This is a genomic window from Acidovorax sp. GW821-FHT10E03, assembly GCF_059415205.1.
This window is the reverse complement of the sequence record NZ_JBWKMU010000005.1, coordinates 372,727-389,601: the sequence shown is the minus strand read 5'-3', so window position 1 is coordinate 389,601 and position 16,875 is coordinate 372,727. Positions and strand designations below refer to the sequence as shown.

Here is a 16,875-nt window from a genome sequence, read left to right as displayed (position 1 = left end):
TCACTATCTGAGCTTCGGAGGATTCTTCGCCAACTTTGAGCGAGAAACAGATGAGCATCCCTGTCTGCTTTGGGCCCCAAGCCGCCGTTCAGAAGTGCCGCCTGGAAGCCGCCATTGACTTGCTGCAGCAGCTACTGGAAATCCGGGTGTCTGCCTACGGCAAGCTATAGTTTGCTGACTTAACGCGTGCCGGGTTTCATGGAATTTTTATGCCTGGACGTTTGAACAGCTCATCGCTTGCAAAGCTATGCAGCAAGCGGACTCCAGGAGAAATCAGTGTCCAGAATATCCCGCACGGTCCAGTTTATCCCGCAGGTCTTGCGGTCAAAATTAGGTTGAGCGTCACAAGAGAGCGCACCGCGTATGGCAAAGCAAATCCTCAGGGTAGGTGTCGACCTCGCAACTGACGCGGTTTCTGAGGAGGACTTCGACTCAAGAACCTCCCTGCTCGACTGGGACATCATTCTTTTTCGTCCATCAATCGAGAGCTGGATTTCTTACCGCGATCAATACAAAGGTAAGCCCAGCCTAGGCGATCAAGCATCCTTCAAGATCAAGGAGGCAAGTGAACATTGGCGGCGGGAGATCAAACAAGCGTTCGAGTCTGGCAAGACGATTGTGCTATTTCTCCCAGCCATCGAAGAGGTATACATAGACACGGGTGAGCGCCAGTACTCTGGAACCGGCCGCAACAGGTCAACTACTCGGATAGTTGATCTATTCAACAACTACAAGTGCCTACCGCTTGATCTGAACCCCGTCAACGCAAACGGAACGTTGGTCAAGCTCGCCTCGAAAGGCGTTGAAGTGCTTGCCCCGTACTGGTCTGAGTTCGCGGAGTACTCCGAGTACTGCGTTCTAATTCAGAACAACGAGTGCCCACCTACGATGCAGACTCGCAATGGCGACAAGACCGTCGGCACGCTGTTGAGGCATCAAAAGTCTGGCGGTTCAATCGTGTGCCTGCCCGACATCGACTTCTATCAAGACGGGTTCCTAGAATCGAAAGATGACGACAAAGGGACCGAGTGGACGGCCGACGCGCGGAAGTTCGCAGCAAGATTGGTAAGCAGCATCGTAGGTCTTGATGCCGCTCTTCAAGCAGAAGGCGAGTCCACACCAGAGCCCGGTTGGGCGGTAGATCCCCGTTTCGCACTAGGCTTGGAGCTGACCCTTCGATCAAAGCTGCTCGAAGTCGAATCGGAGCTTGAACGAGTTCAACGCAACAAAGAAGATGTCCTTCGCCAACTATCTGATGCAGGTTCTTTACGCGGACTACTCTATGAAAAGGGGAAGGCACTTGAGAGAGTTGTAATCGCTGCGCTTAAGTTGTTGGGATTCGACGCCAAGCCCTTTCGCGAAGGTGCATCAGAGTTTGACGTCGTATTCGAATCTACAGAAGGCAGGTTGATCGGCGAGGCGGAGGGCAAGGACAGCAAAGCAATCAACGTTGACAAGCTTCGCCAACTTGCGATGAACCTTCATGAGGATCTACAGAGGGAGGAAGTCACCGCACCAGCAAAAGGAGTTCTCTTCGGAAACGCCTACCGACTGACTGCTCCCGAGAGCAGGACCGAACAAGCATTCACTGACAAGTGCATCGTTGCAGCGAAGTCCAACGGAACGGCACTGCTGGCAACGTCCGAGCTCTTCTATGCTTCGCAGTACCTATCCTCTCGGTCCGACGGGGCGTTTGCCAGTGCATGCCGTCAAGCCATATTGAACGGAACCGGCGCGATATCCCTCCCCAAGGCGCCCGTGGAGCCACCGACCCCAACTGAGGCCACCGAGAGGTGACGCCCAGCCCTTCCATCGAGAGGACATCGCAAGGGCTACGCCCTTGCGACGCCTCTCATGTCAAACGTTGGGCGTCTCAATGAGAAGAATCACTGACCCCGAGAAGCCATTGATCTCCTGGCTACTCCTAGCCGCCGGCCGGAATGAACAGGTTGAAGATCTGACGGTGTCAGAAATGGACGATGGTGGAATGGGAAACATGACCTTCGGGCCGGCGCACGAAAAGCGCAGATTCGGTCAGACAATTGCTGATTGCCAATTCGTCGACAAAGATGGGGTCACCGTTATTGCCTCACTGAATACAGACGAAAAAGGTCAGCTCTACGAATTGGATGTGTGGAAAGTTGACTTCAACCCATTACTGGTCTGGCCCAAGATTTCAGATATCACTGAAACGACGCCCAACCCATCATTCGAGCGGACCGTCTTCGGCGGCCGCTGAATTCAAACGTTGATCGTCCGCTTTCACCTGCCACCACCGACTGCTCCTGGCCGACAGCAGCCACGGCATCTACTTTAGCTTGCCAATCGCGCAATAGCGCCACTGAAGAGCGGATCGGCCTCAAGGGCGCGTTGACCGCTTCCCATCCAAGTAATTTGCCCACCACTGCATCAACTTTGTCCGGTCAGCCATGTACGTGGTCCGGTGATACGCGGCCCGGATTTCGTTTTGCTCCCGGTGCGCGAGCTGCCTCTCGATGACATCGGGATTCCATCCGTGTTCGTTGGCCACGGTCGAGAACAAGGCCCTGAACCCGTGGGCCGTGGCGATGCTCTTGTAGCCCATGCGGGCAAGCGCTGAGTTGAAGGTGTTCTCGCTCAGTGGCTTGCTCGGGTAGTACGGGCTCGGGAACACCAGCTCGCGGCCACCGCTGATGGCCTCGATCCTGGCCAGCACTTCGAGGGCCTGTTTCGACAAGGGGACGCGATGCTCCTCGCGCATCTTCATGCGCTCTGCGGGGATGGTCCACAGGGCCGCCTTACGGTCGAATTCCACCCAGCGCGCGCCGCGCACTTCCCCCGGCCTGCAGGCCGTGAGCATGAGCATGCGCAGCCCCAGCACGATGCTCGGGGCGCCGTCATAGGTCGCGAGTCTGCGCATGAATTCGGGCAGCTCTTTTTCCGCCAGGGCGGCCCGGTGTTGGACGGTGCGCGGCTTGAGGATCTCGGAGGGCACGAGATCGAGCATGGGGTTCGTATCGATGCGCTGGTATGTGACGGCCCAGCGGTAGATGGCCTTCACACGCTGCAGCACGCGGCCGGCCTGATCGCTGGCACCACGCGCCTCCACCGCCTTGACTGCTTCCGTGACCTCCCTGGCCTTCAGGCTGGCCATCGGCCGTGACCCGAGGGCCGGGAACACATCCGATTCGAGAGAAGCCCGGATGCGGCCCATGGTGGCAGGCTCCCATCGGGCCGACTGGTGTTCGATCCAGTCGCGGGCAACCACTTCGAGGGTGTTGCGGTTTTCGTGGATAACCCGGGCCTTTTGCTCCTTGCGGGCCTCCCCGGGGTCTTGGTTGTCTTGGAGCAGTTTGCGGGCCTTGCTGGCGGACTCCCGGGCGACCTTGAGGCTGATGTCGGGATAGACGCCAAAGGCCAAGCGCTTTTCTTTTCCGGCGAAGCGGTACTTCATGCGCCAGTAGCGCCCGCCTGCCTTGGTGATTTCGAGATAGAGGCCCAAGCCCTCGGCGTGTGTGCTTCCTAGAAGTGAGTATTCATGCGACTTGGTGGGCAGAATGTGAGAGCCGTCGAAACCACGAGCCCCCTTGTGAATCAACGGCTTACGCCCAACGATCCGTTCCCGGTGACATTGTGGGAGCACCACGGTACGGCAGTGAGATCGACCCGTAACCTCCCACAGATGCAGCCCCGCTTGCGCCTACCCTCGCTGCTTGGCCGGCCCCGCGCCTACGGGCATTGAGACGGCGCTCCTTCCCCCAGCCCGCCATGGATTCATGCGGCGTTGTCTGACAAAAGCAGGCCGTCAGCCCCCGTACGATTGCTCCGTCGCCCTCCTCTGCGACAACCCTCCCCTCCTTGCCTTGAGCAAGTTAAAGCCCGCTGAGTGCGGGCTTTTTTTTCTTCCGGGTTTCATGGGCAAAATCGAACCCATGGCAGCCCAGAACATTGTTGACCTCCCCCCTTATCGCCCAGGCATGCTGGATGTATTCCGCCGCCTCTCGAACGCGTTCCGCACCCACTGGCGTGACCACGAAAACAAGTACCCCCAGAAGATCATCCTGACAGCCCAGCAGGCAGAGGACTTGTACATCACCCGATGCTATGGCGCTGTTGCGGACCAGAATCGGAAGGAGCCACCTCCCAAGAGCGAGTTCTGGAGCCGTCCGATTGAGATTTACGATTCCACGGCAGGCGTGGTGGTCGCTCATGACGGGACGGAAATGCCGCTCTCGGTTTTCGACCAGATGCCGCCAGCTCGAACCTAGGCACGCGGGCGCCGCACCGTTCGTCATCGGGCAGAATCCGGCCAGGAGCGGACCTGGCGTTGCGCCAGTCGATCCGGATGGCTCATCTGTTCATGTGCTGATTCGTTAGTGGAGGCGATTTTGACCCCAGCTGATTTCGACGGCCGCAAAGAGCTTCACGCCAGTTGCCATTGCGGCGCCGTGAAGTTCACTTTGCTGTTGACCGATGGATTGCGCAGCGCGCGCCGGTGCAACTGCTCGTACTGCGGCATGCGGGGCGCGGTAGCAGTCTCTGTCAACCTGGATGACGTTCATGTGCATGCGGGTGAGGACAAACTGACGCTCTATCAATTCAACACCGGACAGGCCAAGCACTATTTCTGCTCCGTGTGCGGGATATACACCTTTCACTCCCGGCGTTCCGTGCCCACGCAGTATGGTGTGAACGTCGCCTGCATCGATGGGCTCAGCCCGTTCGACTTTGACGAGGTGCCTGTGCTGGAAGGTCGCAGCCATCCCAAAGATCGTCCGGGCGGCGTGCCGACCACCGCGGGCTGGATCACTTACCGCGCCAACTCCGATCACCACAGCTGAAGGCCTGCCCCTGCATCAGCCGCCTGGCAGCTGACAGCCCGCCATTCTTCGAGAGCGGGACCGCTCCTGCCGCGGTCTACGGTGCAAGATTGCTTTAGGCCTCACCGTACGCATGGCGTCACCCACACCCAGCGTCACAGTCGCCCGAGGAGAGGCATGTGCCCTGGTTGCCGAGATACAAGCGCCGTCAGGGCTGCGCAGGCTTGGTGGAGCCGGCCCCCTCGCTCAGGCGGAGCGCCGGGGCGGCTATCGGCTCACATCCTCGGCGGCTTGCCGACCGGGTCATCGTCCTCGTTCTCAACTTCGCCCTGGTAAGGATCTGGACCGGAGCCATCGGGCAGCTGCGGTGGTGGTGGCAGGGTCGGCGGTTCGGTGCTGGGCGGCAGATCGCCCGGGGGCAGAGGAAATTCCTCGGGGACTCGGTGGGCGGGGTGTTCGTTGGGGTCTGTGGCCATGGTGCGCTCCTTGGGCAGAAAGCCCATTGGGCGCCGTACCGTGGCCTGCTGCCGTAGGAGGCGGGCCACAAACCAAGCCCGCCAGAGGATGCACTCCGATGGGAGAGCCGTAGTTCAAAGCACCACGCGCCAGGCCGGATGTCGTGCTCGACCCAGCCCATCGCGCGCATCTGAACCCGGACATTCGCAACCAACGCACGGCCCCAGGCGTGAAAGACGTCCGGGCGGGGGCCGATCTTGGACCACCGCGCCCTGCTTCCGGCCACGAAGGCGTCCTCTAAGATAGCCGCGTGTCCACACCACCACCATCCCCTCCTCTGCCCGCCGCTTCCTTTTCAGAGCCTTCCGCCAGCGTGCTGGCGCAAGCGCTCGGGTTGCCCGTCTTCACATCGCCCTGGCACACGCCGCACTACCCTGATGGTGCCGTGGGTCCCTGGCGGATCAGGCGTGGTGGCGTCGGGCTGGACTGCGGCTACCACAGCGGCCCGTGTGTCGCCTCGGGTTCAGCCGTGCTGATGCGCGAGAACGGCGAGGGCGGGTGGGACACCTGGATGTCGCTCTCGCCCATGGAAATCGAAAGCCAGGAGCTGCCCTTGCGCCATGTCCGCGGCCACGTCGTCGTGATGGGGCTGGGCATGGGCTGGGTTGCGGCCAACATGGCGCTGCAGCCGGCGGTGGACCGCGTGACGGTGGTCGAGCGGGACCAGGACGTGCTGCAGCTGTTTGGCCTGTGCCGTGTGCTGGAGGGTCTGCCCGATGCCGCCGCGCGCAAGGTGGCACTGGTTCAGTCCGATGCGCTGCAATGGCAACCCCAGGGCGCGCCCGTCGATTTTCTGTATGCCGACATCTGGCTCGGGCTGGCCGAACCCCAGGCCCTGGCGGATGTGCAGCGCATGCAATCGAACGTGCACGCGCAGCAGGTGTACTTCTGGGGCCAGGAACTGGTGCTGGCAAAGATGGCCCGCAGCCAGGCAGAACCTGGAACCCCGCAGTGGGCCCCGGCAGTCGGGCACGCGGTGCGAGAGACGGGCTTGCCCTTGCTGGCGCACGCCGAGCCCGGCTATGCCGAACTGGTGGCGCGTGTGCTGCAGTGGCGCGAAGGCCGGGGTTCGGCCACCGGGTGACCGGCGGGCAGGCAGGCCCACCGCAGGCCTCCCATCTCCTGGGGCGTGGTCGTCATTTGAGCCACTTGCGCCGGGCACGCGGCTGGACGGTGATGTCCACGGTCTGGTGCACGGCGGGTTTGCCGCTGGCGGTATCGGTTTCCACGACGTCTTCCAGGTCGATGTCCTTGACATCGGAATCGGTGGTTTCTTCGAGGTCTTCCAGGATGGCGCTGACCTTGCGTTCAGCCTCGTCGACTTCGGATTGGGGCAGCGGGGGAATGCGCATGGGCGACTCCTGTAGGGACTGTGGTGGGTATATCGATCGGTGCAGCGTCCAGGGGACGGCCAGCGCTCCTGCCCCCGGCGCGGGGCCGCGCCCGGGCGGGCATCGGGGATGCCAGCGTGCCATCCCTCCATGGCTTCCACGGTAGAAAAGGCGGCGGCGCGATGACGTAGGCCGCCGCGAGGTTCGGGTGTGGGAATCGCGGTAGCACAACCCATGCATCGCCCGCGCCGGGCCGCCATCGGGTGGGCAAGGGATCGGAGAGAGGGGCCGCGCCCGCCAGACTGGAGCCTGTCCGCGACGGAACCGTCGCGGCGGGCATCGCCCGCCGTGTCAGGCCGGATGCGGCGCGGCGTGCCCCGGTGCGGCGGACCGCCCCGCCGTGAACGCGCTTCCCATCGACGCCGCCACGATGCAGCCGATGGCCAGCCATTGCAGCAGGCTCAGGTGCTCGTCCAGCAGGCCCACGGCCAGCACGGCGGCCACGGCGGGCTCCATGCTGATCATGATGCCGAAAGCCTCCTTGGGCAGGCGCTTGAGCGCCATCATCTCCAGCGAGATCGGAATGGCGCTGGAGACCGCCGCCACCGCCACCCCGATGAGCAGCAAGGCCGGCGACAGCAGCGCAGCGCCCGCATGCGCCACGCCCACCGGCACCACCACCAGCGCCGCCACCAGAAGACCCAGCGATACCGAATGCCCCGCGTGCAGGTGCCCGGCGCGCTTGCCGAACACGATGTACAGCGCCCAGAACACGGCCGCGCCCAGGGCATACAGCACCCCCACCGGGTCCAGCGTGCTGCCGTTGAGCCCCAGCGGCAGCAGCATGCCCAGCCCGGCCATCGCCAGGGCCACCCACACGAAATCCACCGCGCGGCGCGACGACCAGATGGCCACCGCCAGGGGCCCCGAGAACTCGATGGCCACGGCCAGGCCAAACGGCAGCGTGCGCAGCGACATGTAGAACATCAGGTTCATCCCCCCGAGCGCCGCGCCATAGCAGGCAAGGGCTGCGGCATCCGCGCGCGACAGCCGCCAGCGCCACGGCCGCCACAGCAGCAGCACCAGCACGGCGGAAAAACCCACGCGCAAGGCGGTCGTGCCCTGCGCGCCCACGGCGGGAAACAGCAGCTGCTTGGCCCAGGACGTGCCAATGCCCAGGGCGGTGACGGAGCCCAGAACAGCCAGGAAGGGAAAGAATCGTTGAAAGCGCGACGCGGTCATGGGTAAAAATATAGTTCGACCCGTGCGTGCTTTTTTCTCTTATTTCGGGCCGTGCACGCAACTTTCGCTCGCTGCTTGAGAGGATTCCATGCCCACCCCGCCCCCGCTCGACCGCTTCGACCTCGCGATCCTGGACATCCTGCAGACCGACAACACCACGCCCCAGCGGGTGATTGCGCAGGCGGTGAACCTGTCGGCGCCCGCCGTGCAGCGGCGCATCCGGCGGCTGCACGACAGCGGCGTCATCCGCGCCAACGTGGCCGTGCTCGACCCGGTGAAAGTGGGCATGCCGCTGACCATCGTGCTGGAGGTGCACCTGGAGAACGAGCGCCCCGACCGCACCGCCCCGCTGCGCGCGCGCATCGCGGCCGAGGGCGCGGTGCAGCAGTGCTACAGCGTGACGGGGGAGGCCGACTACCTGCTGGTGGTCACCGTGGCGTCGATGGCGGACTACGAGGCCCTGACGCAGCGGCTGTTCGAGGGGGATGACAATGTGCGGCGCTTTCGCACCTCGGTGGCGCTGGGCAGCCTCAAGTCGGGGCTGCGGGTGCCGCTGGACAAGGCGCTGGCCTGACTGGTCACAGCCCCAGCGCCCGCCGCATCTGCTTGCCGCTCAGCCGCTGGCGCGGGCCGCCGAGCAGTTCGCACATGCGCGCGTTGAGCGGTGCCTGTGCCCCATGCTGCGCCGCCAGCCGCACCACCGCGCCGCTGAGCGCATCGATCTCGGTCACGCGCCCGGCTTCCAGGTCGTCCCACATCGACGAGCGCGCCTTGGCGTCGATCTGCAGCATGCGTTTGGCCAGCCGGGTGAACAGCCAGTTGGGCAGGCGCAGCACATGGGGCAGCAGCGTGGGCGACACGGCGGTGACCTGGGCGGGGGTGATGCCCGCGCGCGCCATCACGCGCAGCGCCTCGGTCTGCAGGGCGGCGAAGACGCGGCGGCAGTCGCGGTCGAGCAGTTCCTGCCGCAAGGGCAGGTCCGACAGCGCATTGACCGGGTTGTTCAGGTTGAGCAGCAGCTTGCCCCACTGCACCGCGCGGATGTCGGCGGGCAGCACGGTGGCCAGGCCCGCCGCATCGAACACCGGCGCGATGCGCTCGGTGGCGGCGTCGCGCTGCAGCTGCAGATGCCCCGCGGTGGCGCGGTGCACCTGGGCGCCACGCAGCACCACGTTGTACGGCACCATGCCCGCCAGCACGTTCAGGCCGGGGGCCAGCGCCGCCACGCGGGCCACGTTGTCCACGCCGTTCTGCAGCGAGATGACGGGGGTGCCGGCCGCGCAGGCCGCCGCCAGTTCGCGCGCGGCGGACTCGGTGGCGCCGCTCTTGACGCACAGCAGGATGATGCTGTCGGCACCGGGGGCGGCGTCGGCCAGCGTGGAGGCCAGCCGCAGCGCAGACACGGGCACGGTGCGGTCGAACCCGTCCAGGTCCGTCACCTTCAAGCCCTGCTGGGCGATGGGCTCCAGCGCATGCGGGCGCCCCACCAGGCAGACCGGCTGGCCGTGCGCTGCCAGGCGCCCCCCCACATAACAGCCAATGGCGCCTGCGCCGAGAACGATGAAGTGCATGCGGGTGCTTCCTTGGGCAATGGGAGACGAGGGCGCCACAGTGGGTGCGGCGCCTGCGCATTGTGCGGCGGCGCGCCCACGGGGCCTGGCGCAGAGGCGACGGTGTCTGCGGACACCTCCAGCCTTCAGATTTTGAGTGTTTTTGGCCCTCAGCGCTTATCCATCAAGCGCCAAAAGCTATTAAATTTGAAGCACCATCAACCCATGGCGCCTGCGTCCAGGGGGTTTGCCGCCAGCAGACCTGCACCAAACCGCACGGTCACCAGCAAGCCGCCCAGGCGCGGCGAGGCCCCCAGTTGCACGGTGGCGCCATGGCCTTGCGCGATGGCCTGCACGATGGCCAGGCCCAGGCCGCTGCCGGGAGCGCCATCGGCGGTTTCGCGCACAAAACGCTGCATCACGCGCTCGCGGTGTTCGGGGGCGATGCCCGGGCCGCTGTCTTCCACCGTGAGCACGGCATGGCCGTTGTCGGCGCGCACCTGCAGGTCCACCCGGCCGCCGGGCGGGGTGTATTTGATGGCGTTGTCGAGCAGATTGCGCGCCAGCATGCGCAGGGCCTCGGCGTTGCCGGGCACGGTGGCGGCGTCGGAATCGAGCAGGCCCACATCCATGCCGCGCACCTGGGCGGCGGGGGCCACGTCGGCCAGGGCCAGCTGGGCCACGGCGCGCAGGTCCACGGGGTCGGTGGCGGCCGTTCCGGCCTCTTGCCGGGCGAGGGTGAGCAGTTGCTCCACCAGGCGCGTCGCACGGTCGATGCCGGCGGACAGGCGTTCGATGGCGGCGGCACGCGCCACATCGTCGCCCGCGCGCTGCAGGCCCTGCAGCTGCAGGCGCAGCGCGGCCAGGGGTGAGCGCAGCTCGTGCGCCGCATCGGCCACAAAGTGCTGCTGGGCGGTGAAGGCGCGCTGCACGCGTTCGAACAGCAGGTTGAGTTCGCTCACCAGCGGCTGCACTTCGTCGGGCAGCTGCGCGTCGCTCACCGGCGAGAGGTCGTCGGCCTGCCGCTGGGCCAGCTGCCGGCGCACACGCTCCACCGGGGCCAGCGAGCGGCTCACGCCCCACCACACGGCCAGCACCAGCAGCGGCGCCATGATGGCCAGCGGCGCCAGCGTGCGCAGCGCCAGGCTGCGGGCCATGTCGCGCCGCGCGGCCATGTTCTGCGCCACCTGGATGACCTGCGAGCGCGTCTGCATCGAAAACACCCGGTAGGTGCCGCCGCGCGCCTGCACGTCGGTGAAGCCCAGCACGGCGATCTGCGGCAGGGCCGCGCCCACGGCCGATTCAAAGATGCGCAGGCCCTCGTTGGTCCACACCTGCACGATGAATTCGTGGTTCTCGTCCTCGGGGTCCAGGCCCGGCCCCAGGCCCTGCGCATCCACCGGCAGGCCCGAACGCAGGGCCAGCGCGGTCTGCTGCATGTGGTAATCGAACAGCGCATCGGCCTCGGCCAGCGCCCCCCGGTAGGCCAGCGCGCCCTGCACCGCCCCGGCCAGCACGATGGCCGCGAGCAGAAACACCAGCAGCCGCATGCGCAGGGATCGGGGAAGCAGCCCCTGGAGGGCCTGGGTGAGCTTGCGGGTCATGCCTTGGGTACGAGATAGCCGACGCCGCGCACGTTGAGCAGCACCTCCGCGCCGAGCTTCTTGCGCAGGCCGTGGATGTAGACCTCCACCGCGTTGCTGCTCACCTCGTCGCCCCAGCCGTAGAGCTTGTCTTCGAGCTGCTGGCGCGACAGCACCATGCCGGGCCGGGCGATGAGCGGCTCCAGTACCGCCCATTCGCGCGCCGAGAGCACGACGGGAACACCCTGCACCGTGGCCTCGCGCGTGGCGGGGTTGATGCACACGCCCTTGTGCTCGTACACCGGCTCGGCCCGCCCGGCGGCGCGGCGCAGCAGCGCGCGGATGCGGGCGAGCAGCTCGTCCAGGTCATAGGGCTTGAGCACGTAGTCGTCGGCCCCGGCGTCGAGCCCTTCGATGCGCTGGGCCACGGCGTCGCGCGCGGTGGCCACCAGCACGGGGGTGCGGTTCTTGCGGGCCCGCAGGTCGCGCAGCACGGCCAGGCCGTCGCGCTTGGGCAGGCCCAGGTCCAGCAGCACAAGGTCGTAGGGCTGGGTGCGCAAGGCGGTGTCGGCCGCATCGCCGTCGCGCGCCCAGTCCACGGCGTAGTGCTCGGCGCGCAGCAGGTCCTGCACGGCTTCGCCGATCATGGGGTCGTCTTCAACAAGCAGGAGGCGCATGGCAATGGGTTCAATGGATCGAGGGGAATCGCCCCTCAAAGGATAGCGGTGGCGCCACGGCCCACCGCCATGCGGAGCATCCCGTTCGCCGTTTTTCTGTCACATCACTGTCACAATCATCGTGCGTCGGGCCCACTGCCCGACCCTCAGTTCGATCCATACCAACAGAGAACAAGGAGCAAGATCGATGGCATTCCACAAGATTCGGTTCATTTCCGCCGCGGCCGTGCTGGCCGCGCTGTCGGCAGGCGCCCAGGCACAGGGCGCGGTCAACGCGCTGTGCAGCACCGACGCCCCCTGGTGCGAAGCCGCCGCCAAGGAGTTCACCAGGAAGACCGGCATCAAGGTCAACCAGGCCCACAAAGGCACGGGCGAGATCGCGGCCCAATTGCGCGCCGAGGCCAACAACCCCAAGACCGACATCTGGTGGGGCGGCACGGGCGACCCTTTCCTGCAAGCGGCCGAGCAGGGCCTGCTGGCCGAATACCGCCCGGCCTACCTGCATGACCTGCACGGCTGGAGCGTGCGCCAGTACGCGATGTCGGGCCACCAGGTGGGGGGCTTCTACAGCTCGGCCATCGGCTTTGGCTACAACACCGAGACGCTCAAGAAGAAAAAGCTGCCCGAGCCGCAGTGCTGGGCCGATGTGATCAAGCCCCAGTACAAGGGCGAAGTGGAAATCTCGCACCCTGCTTCCAGCGGCACGGCCTACACGGTGATCGCGGGGCTGGTGCAGCTCATGGGCGAGGAGAAGGCCTTCGACTACCTCAAGGCGCTGCACAAGAACACCACCACCTACACCCGCAGCGGCCAGGCGCAGGCACCCAACGTGGCCAAGGGCGAGGTGGGCGTGGGCATCACCTTCATGTTCAACTTCGAGAAGTGGAAGGCCGACAAGTACCCGGTCAAGACCCAGGCGCCTTGCGAAGGCACCAGCTACGAGGTGGGCGGCATCGCGCTGGTGAAAGGCGCGCGCAACATGGAGAACGCCAAGAAATACTACGACTGGCTGATGAGCCCCGAAGGCCAGGCCGTGGGCGCCCAGGTCGGCAGCTACCAGGTGCCCGCCAACAAGAGCTTCAAGATGGACCCGCGCATCCCGACGCTGGACAACGTCAAGCTCATCAAATACGACTTCGAGAAATACGGCAAGGCCGCAGAGCGCAGGCGCCTGATCGACCGCTGGACCAAGGAAGTGGAGGCGCTGCCGCGCTGATGCGCGCAGCCCGCCGCAGGATCTTTTCCGACGGCGGGCCTCCCCCACGGCTTACCCCAGGCGCACCGGCACGAAGATCTTGTCGCCGTTGCGCTCGATGAGCAGCGCCACCGACTTGCCCGCCTTGGCCATGGCCGTGCGCACCTGCTCGATGTTCCGGGCCGGCGCGCCGTTGATGGCCAGCAGCACATCGCCCGGCTGCACACCGGCCGCCGCGGCGGGGCCCCGCGCCTGCTCGATCACCAGGCCCTCGCTCACGCCCACCTCGCGGCGCTCCTGCGGGTCCAGCGGGCGCAGCGACAGCCCCAGCTGGCCCTTGCCCACGGCATCGTCGTTGCGCCCCTGCTTGCTGGCCTTGTCGCTGGAATCACCCAGCGTGGCGGTCAGCTCCAGCGGCTTGCCCTGGCGCCACACCGAGAGCCTGGCCTGCTGGCCCGGCTGCGCCTGCCCCACCCAGGCGGGCAGGTCGCCCGAGGCCACGATGGGCTGGCCGTCCACCTGGCGGATCACGTCGCCGGCCTGCAGGCCCGCCTTGTCGGCCGGGCTGCCCTTGCTGACGCTGGCGACCAGGGCGCCCTCGGGCTTGTCGAGCGCGAACGATTCGGCAAACGCCTGGTTCACCTCCTGCACGGCCACACCGAGCTGCGCGTGGCGCACCTTGCCGGTGGCGACGATCTGGTCCTTGATCTTGGCCGCCAGCTCGATGGGGATGGAGAAGGACACGCCCTGGTAGCCGCCCGAGCGGCTGTAGATCTGCGAGTTGATGCCCACCACCTCGCCGCGCGCATTGAACAGCGGCCCGCCCGAGTTGCCGGGGTTCACGGCCACATCGGTCTGGATGAAGGGCACCAGGCTGTCGTCGGGCAGCGAGCGGCCCTTGGCGCTGACCACGCCCGCCGTCACGCTGTTCTCGAAGCCGAAGGGCGAGCCGATGGCCAGCACCCATTCGCCCACCTGCAGGTCGCGCGTGCTGCCCAGGCGCACGGTGGGCAGGTTCTTGGCGTCGATCCTGAGCACGGCCACGTCGGTCTTGGGATCGGAGCCCAGCACCTTGGCCCGGAACTCGCGCCGGTCGGTGAGCTTGACGATGACCTCGCTCGCGCCCTTGACCACATGGGCGTTGGTCAGCACCAGGCCGTCGGGGCTCACGATGAAGCCCGAGCCCTGGCCGTGCGTGGGCACGTTGGGCTGGCCCTGCGCACCCCCGCCGGGAAAACCGAACTGGCGGAAGAACTCGTAGAACGGATCGTTCGGGTCGATCTGCGGGCCCCGGCGCTGGCGCGCTGTGGGCTGCCCTTCGTCATCGTCCTCGTCGTCATTGGCCATCGCCGTCTTGGTGCTGCCCGTCACGCTGATGTTGACGACGGCAGGGCCGTTCTGCGCGGTGATCTGCGCGAAGCTGGGCAGCGCGCCGCCCGGGGCCGCCGGGGTCTGGGCCACGATGGGCGCGGAGGGAGTCAGGGCCCGGGCCTGGTGCCCCGTGATGAGGCCCGCGCCGGTGGCACCCACCGCGCCTGCGGCCACCAGGGCCAGGATGAGGCGGCGGGGGGTGGAGGTCAGCGTCGTGGTGTTCATGGTGTGGTGCCTTTCCCATCGGAGTTGCGATGGAGGGCAGTGTGGGCACCAACACTTAGACGAAACTTAGAGCCGGGGACGCGCCAGGCTCGGCGCGTCGAACGTTGCCGCCTGTTGTGGTGCTCATCCTCGTGCTGCCTGCGACACGGCGCCCGGCCAGAACCGCTTCGGCGGGCTTTGCGAGCCGCTTCGGGGCGACCCAGGCTACACCGCCCCGCGCCCCTTCTGGCTCTCGAAGTACACCACCTTGCGGGCGCGCATCACGTCGCCCAGCGGCCGGTGCGCCGCCAGTGCCTGCCAGGGGTCGAAAACGGCGGCCTCCACCTCGGCGGCCAGCGCGGGGTCGGCCGCAGGATCCTGCCGGGGCAGGGTCAGCCGGGCCACGGTGGTGTAGGGTGTGGGCCAGTCCACGCTGGCATCTTCGATGGGGGTGGTGGCCTCGTCCACGAAGGGCTGCAGTTGCAGGTCCCACACCAGGTCCTGCTGGCGCAGGCGGGCCGAAAACTCGGCGTTCCAATCGTCCTGCACCTGGGTGACCGGCGCGCCATTGGCGACATGGGGCACCAGACGCACGCGCACCGCATAGGGCCCACACGCGATGGGCGCGGCACTGTGCACGGCATGGGCGGCAAAGCCGCCGAAGGGCCGGCCGAAAGTCTTGGCCGTCTTGGCGATCTGCCTGGCGGCCCCCAGCAGCCCGTGGCGCTGCACCAGGAACTTGATCAGCGCGCCGCCGCCATGCGAGGCAGCCACCACAAAGTCCACGAACTCGCCGCTTCGGGGAAAGGCGAACTTCTCCTGGTTGATGAGCGTGAAGTCCTGGCTTTTGGCGGGCCCGTTGCCCAGGGCGGAATCGCCCTTCACCCCCAGCACGCTGAACGAAAAGCCCCGGATGTCGGGCTTGCGGTCGGAGGCCTTGTCCATGCCGCCATTGCTCAGCCGCACCCGCACGTCGTACTGTGCGGGCTGGGCAAACAGCCCGTGGGACGCAAACGCAGGCAGATCGCCCAGCACCTGCAGCTGGCCCCGCGCGGCGGTGAGCTGCTTGCGGTGCAGGCCACGGCCATTGCCGTACTTGTGCGACTTGCGCGCCTGTAGTTCGGCGAACTGGCGGGCATACCCGGCAAAGCGCCGGGCTTCGTCGGGCGCCACCACTTCCTTCCAGTCAGTGCTGGGTGCAACGGTTGTATCCATGAGCGACCTCGGTTGAAAGCCAGGTGGCATGGTAGCGCGACCTGCCGAAAATCGGGGCCCTCGCCGGCCACCGCGCTCAGAGGCCGCGAAACCGGTACACGATCGCGCCCCGCACCACCTCCCCGGGCGCCAACCAGCGCATGGGAAAGGCGGCGTGGTTGGGCGCATCGGGGTACTCCATGGGTTCCAGGCAGATACCGTCACCCGGCTGCCAGAGCCAGTTGCCCTGCTGCGCGCCACGGCCTCGGTCCCGCGCCGGGTCCGCCTTCAGGCCATGGCCCGCATAGACTTGCACGCCGGGCGCTGTGCTCCAGACCTCCATCGCACGGCGGCTGACGGGCTCGCTCAGCAGCGCGGCCAGCCGAAGGCCTGACGGGGTGATGGATGACACGGGCGGCGCACGGGATGCATCCGGCTCGTCCAGCACCAGGTAGTGGTCCAGCCCGCCGGCCTGGGCCAGTTGTTCGCTGGGCTCCGCCACAGCATCGCCCACATGGCGGGCCTCGCGAAAGTCGAATGGCGTGCCCAACACGCCAGCCCGCGCACCCGTGGGGCACACGTCGGCGGCCAGCGGCACATAGCGGCTGGCGGGCACCTGCAGGGTGTGGCCGTGGGTGCTGCCACGGCCCGCCAGGTTGAAGAACGCATGCCCGGTGAGGTTCAGCACGGTGGGTGCGTACAGCGCCTCGGCCGTCCAGGCCATGTGCAGCGCGTTGTCGGCCGTGACCTGCAAGCGAAGCTGCAGGCGCACCGTGCCCGGCACACCGTCGTCTTCGGTGCGAAAGGTGTGGCCCAGGGTGAGTGCATCGGCCTGCACCTCCTCCACCGCAAACACCTGGAAGCGGCTGCCCCGGGGACCGCCATGGTGGTGGTGGGGACCGCTATTGGTGGGCAATTGCAAAGGCGAACCCTCCGGCAGAGTGAGCGTGCCCGCACGCAACCGCCCCGCCCAGCGGCCGATGAGTGCGCCCATGGACAGCTGGCCGTCCAGGTAGCCCTGCAGGCTGTCGTAGCCCAGCGCCACATCGGCCAGGCCACCCTGCCCGTCGGGCACCGCCACCTGCACCAGGCGGGCGCCGTAGTTGCTCACGGCCACCTGCAGCCCGCCCGCGCCACGCAGGGTGAACAGGTCGGTGCGCTGGCCGTGGAGCTCTTGTTGAAACGCTTCGCGGGAAAGGGAGTAAGCCATGGC

At 66.4% G+C, this 16,875-nt stretch carries 17 protein-coding genes; 7 read left to right on the top strand and 10 right to left on the bottom strand.

Annotated features, from left to right (window positions below; genetic code table 11):
* Positions 1-363 precede the first annotated feature (363 nt).
* Both AC07OD_RS11560 and AC07OD_RS11555 read left to right on the top strand, forming a co-directional pair.
* Complete coding sequence (locus tag AC07OD_RS11560; RefSeq protein WP_494596725.1) at positions 364-1,797, top strand: hypothetical protein; 1,434 nt, start codon at positions 364-366, stop codon at positions 1,795-1,797.
* Positions 1,798-1,876: 79 nt separating this feature from the next.
* Positions 1,877-2,239 carry a DUF6984 family protein gene (locus tag AC07OD_RS11555; protein ID WP_369641055.1) on the top strand — a complete coding sequence of 121 codons (363 nt, stop codon included), beginning with the start codon at positions 1,877-1,879 and terminating at the stop codon, positions 2,237-2,239.
* A gap of 120 nt (positions 2,240-2,359) precedes the next feature.
* On the opposite strand, the gene AC07OD_RS11550 is transcribed toward AC07OD_RS11555, so the two are convergent.
* Positions 2,360-3,535 carry a tyrosine-type recombinase/integrase gene (locus tag AC07OD_RS11550; RefSeq protein ID WP_494596737.1) on the bottom strand — a complete coding sequence of 392 codons (1,176 nt, stop codon included), beginning with the start codon at positions 3,533-3,535 and terminating at the stop codon, positions 2,360-2,362.
* Positions 3,536-3,911: 376 nt separating this feature from the next.
* Here AC07OD_RS11550 and AC07OD_RS11545 point away from each other — a divergent pair, with 376 nt between their 5' ends.
* Positions 3,912-4,247 (top strand): hypothetical protein, encoded by a 336-nt coding sequence (locus tag AC07OD_RS11545; protein ID WP_494596722.1) that lies wholly within the window; start codon positions 3,912-3,914, stop codon positions 4,245-4,247.
* Between the two features lie 120 nt (positions 4,248-4,367).
* Complete coding sequence (locus AC07OD_RS11540; RefSeq protein WP_492244531.1) at positions 4,368-4,820, top strand: GFA family protein; 453 nt, start codon at positions 4,368-4,370, stop codon at positions 4,818-4,820.
* 254 nt (positions 4,821-5,074) lie between these two features.
* Here AC07OD_RS11540 and AC07OD_RS11535 read toward each other — a convergent pair whose 3' ends face one another.
* Complete coding sequence (locus tag AC07OD_RS11535; RefSeq protein WP_218295992.1) at positions 5,075-5,275, bottom strand: hypothetical protein; 201 nt, start codon at positions 5,273-5,275, stop codon at positions 5,075-5,077.
* A gap of 290 nt (positions 5,276-5,565) precedes the next feature.
* On the opposite strand from AC07OD_RS11535, the gene AC07OD_RS11530 reads away from it, so the two are divergent.
* Positions 5,566-6,399, top strand: coding sequence for a hypothetical protein (locus AC07OD_RS11530; RefSeq protein ID WP_494596720.1), 834 nt, complete (start codon positions 5,566-5,568; stop codon positions 6,397-6,399).
* A 52-nt stretch (positions 6,400-6,451) separates the two neighbouring features.
* Here the strand turns inward: AC07OD_RS11530 and AC07OD_RS11525 are convergent, their stop codons facing one another.
* Both AC07OD_RS11525 and AC07OD_RS11520 read right to left on the bottom strand, forming a co-directional pair.
* Entirely contained in the window at positions 6,452-6,667 is a 216-nt protein-coding gene (locus tag AC07OD_RS11525; protein WP_218295993.1) for a hypothetical protein, read from the bottom strand.
* Positions 6,668-6,997: 330 nt separating this feature from the next.
* Positions 6,998-7,888 (bottom strand): EamA family transporter, encoded by an 891-nt coding sequence (locus tag AC07OD_RS11520; protein WP_218295994.1) that lies wholly within the window; start codon positions 7,886-7,888, stop codon positions 6,998-7,000.
* An 88-nt stretch (positions 7,889-7,976) separates the two neighbouring features.
* On the opposite strand from AC07OD_RS11520, the gene AC07OD_RS11515 reads away from it, so the two are divergent.
* Positions 7,977-8,462: an Lrp/AsnC family transcriptional regulator gene (locus AC07OD_RS11515; protein ID WP_218339647.1), complete on the top strand. Its 486-nt coding sequence runs from the start codon at positions 7,977-7,979 to the stop codon at positions 8,460-8,462.
* A gap of 4 nt (positions 8,463-8,466) precedes the next feature.
* Here AC07OD_RS11515 and AC07OD_RS11510 read toward each other — a convergent pair whose 3' ends face one another.
* The 3 genes from AC07OD_RS11510 to AC07OD_RS11500 form a co-directional block, all read right to left on the bottom strand.
* Positions 8,467-9,459: a 2-dehydropantoate 2-reductase gene (locus tag AC07OD_RS11510; protein WP_494596717.1), complete on the bottom strand. Its 993-nt coding sequence runs from the start codon at positions 9,457-9,459 to the stop codon at positions 8,467-8,469.
* A gap of 197 nt (positions 9,460-9,656) precedes the next feature.
* Positions 9,657-11,042: an ATP-binding protein gene (locus tag AC07OD_RS11505; RefSeq protein WP_494596715.1), complete on the bottom strand. Its 1,386-nt coding sequence runs from the start codon at positions 11,040-11,042 to the stop codon at positions 9,657-9,659.
* Positions 11,039-11,698 carry a response regulator transcription factor gene (locus AC07OD_RS11500; protein WP_218295998.1) on the bottom strand — a complete coding sequence of 220 codons (660 nt, stop codon included), beginning with the start codon at positions 11,696-11,698 and terminating at the stop codon, positions 11,039-11,041. The genes AC07OD_RS11505 and AC07OD_RS11500 overlap by 4 nt, the downstream gene beginning before the upstream one ends.
* Positions 11,699-11,885: 187 nt before the next feature.
* Here AC07OD_RS11500 and AC07OD_RS11495 point away from each other — a divergent pair, with 187 nt between their 5' ends.
* Positions 11,886-12,914, top strand: a complete 1,029-nt coding sequence (locus AC07OD_RS11495; RefSeq protein ID WP_218295999.1) for an ABC transporter substrate-binding protein — start codon at positions 11,886-11,888, stop codon at positions 12,912-12,914.
* Between the two features lie 51 nt (positions 12,915-12,965).
* On the opposite strand, the gene AC07OD_RS11490 is transcribed toward AC07OD_RS11495, so the two are convergent.
* From AC07OD_RS11490 to AC07OD_RS11480, 3 genes are all read right to left on the bottom strand, one after another.
* Entirely contained in the window at positions 12,966-14,489 is a 1,524-nt protein-coding gene (locus AC07OD_RS11490) for a DegQ family serine endoprotease (protein ID WP_494596712.1), read from the bottom strand.
* A 204-nt stretch (positions 14,490-14,693) separates the two neighbouring features.
* Positions 14,694-15,683, bottom strand: coding sequence for a catalase family protein (locus tag AC07OD_RS11485; RefSeq protein WP_494596710.1), 990 nt, complete (start codon positions 15,681-15,683; stop codon positions 14,694-14,696).
* A gap of 76 nt (positions 15,684-15,759) precedes the next feature.
* Positions 15,760-16,872, bottom strand: a complete 1,113-nt coding sequence (locus AC07OD_RS11480; protein WP_494596708.1) for an aldose epimerase family protein — start codon at positions 16,870-16,872, stop codon at positions 15,760-15,762.
* Positions 16,873-16,875 lie beyond the last annotated feature (3 nt).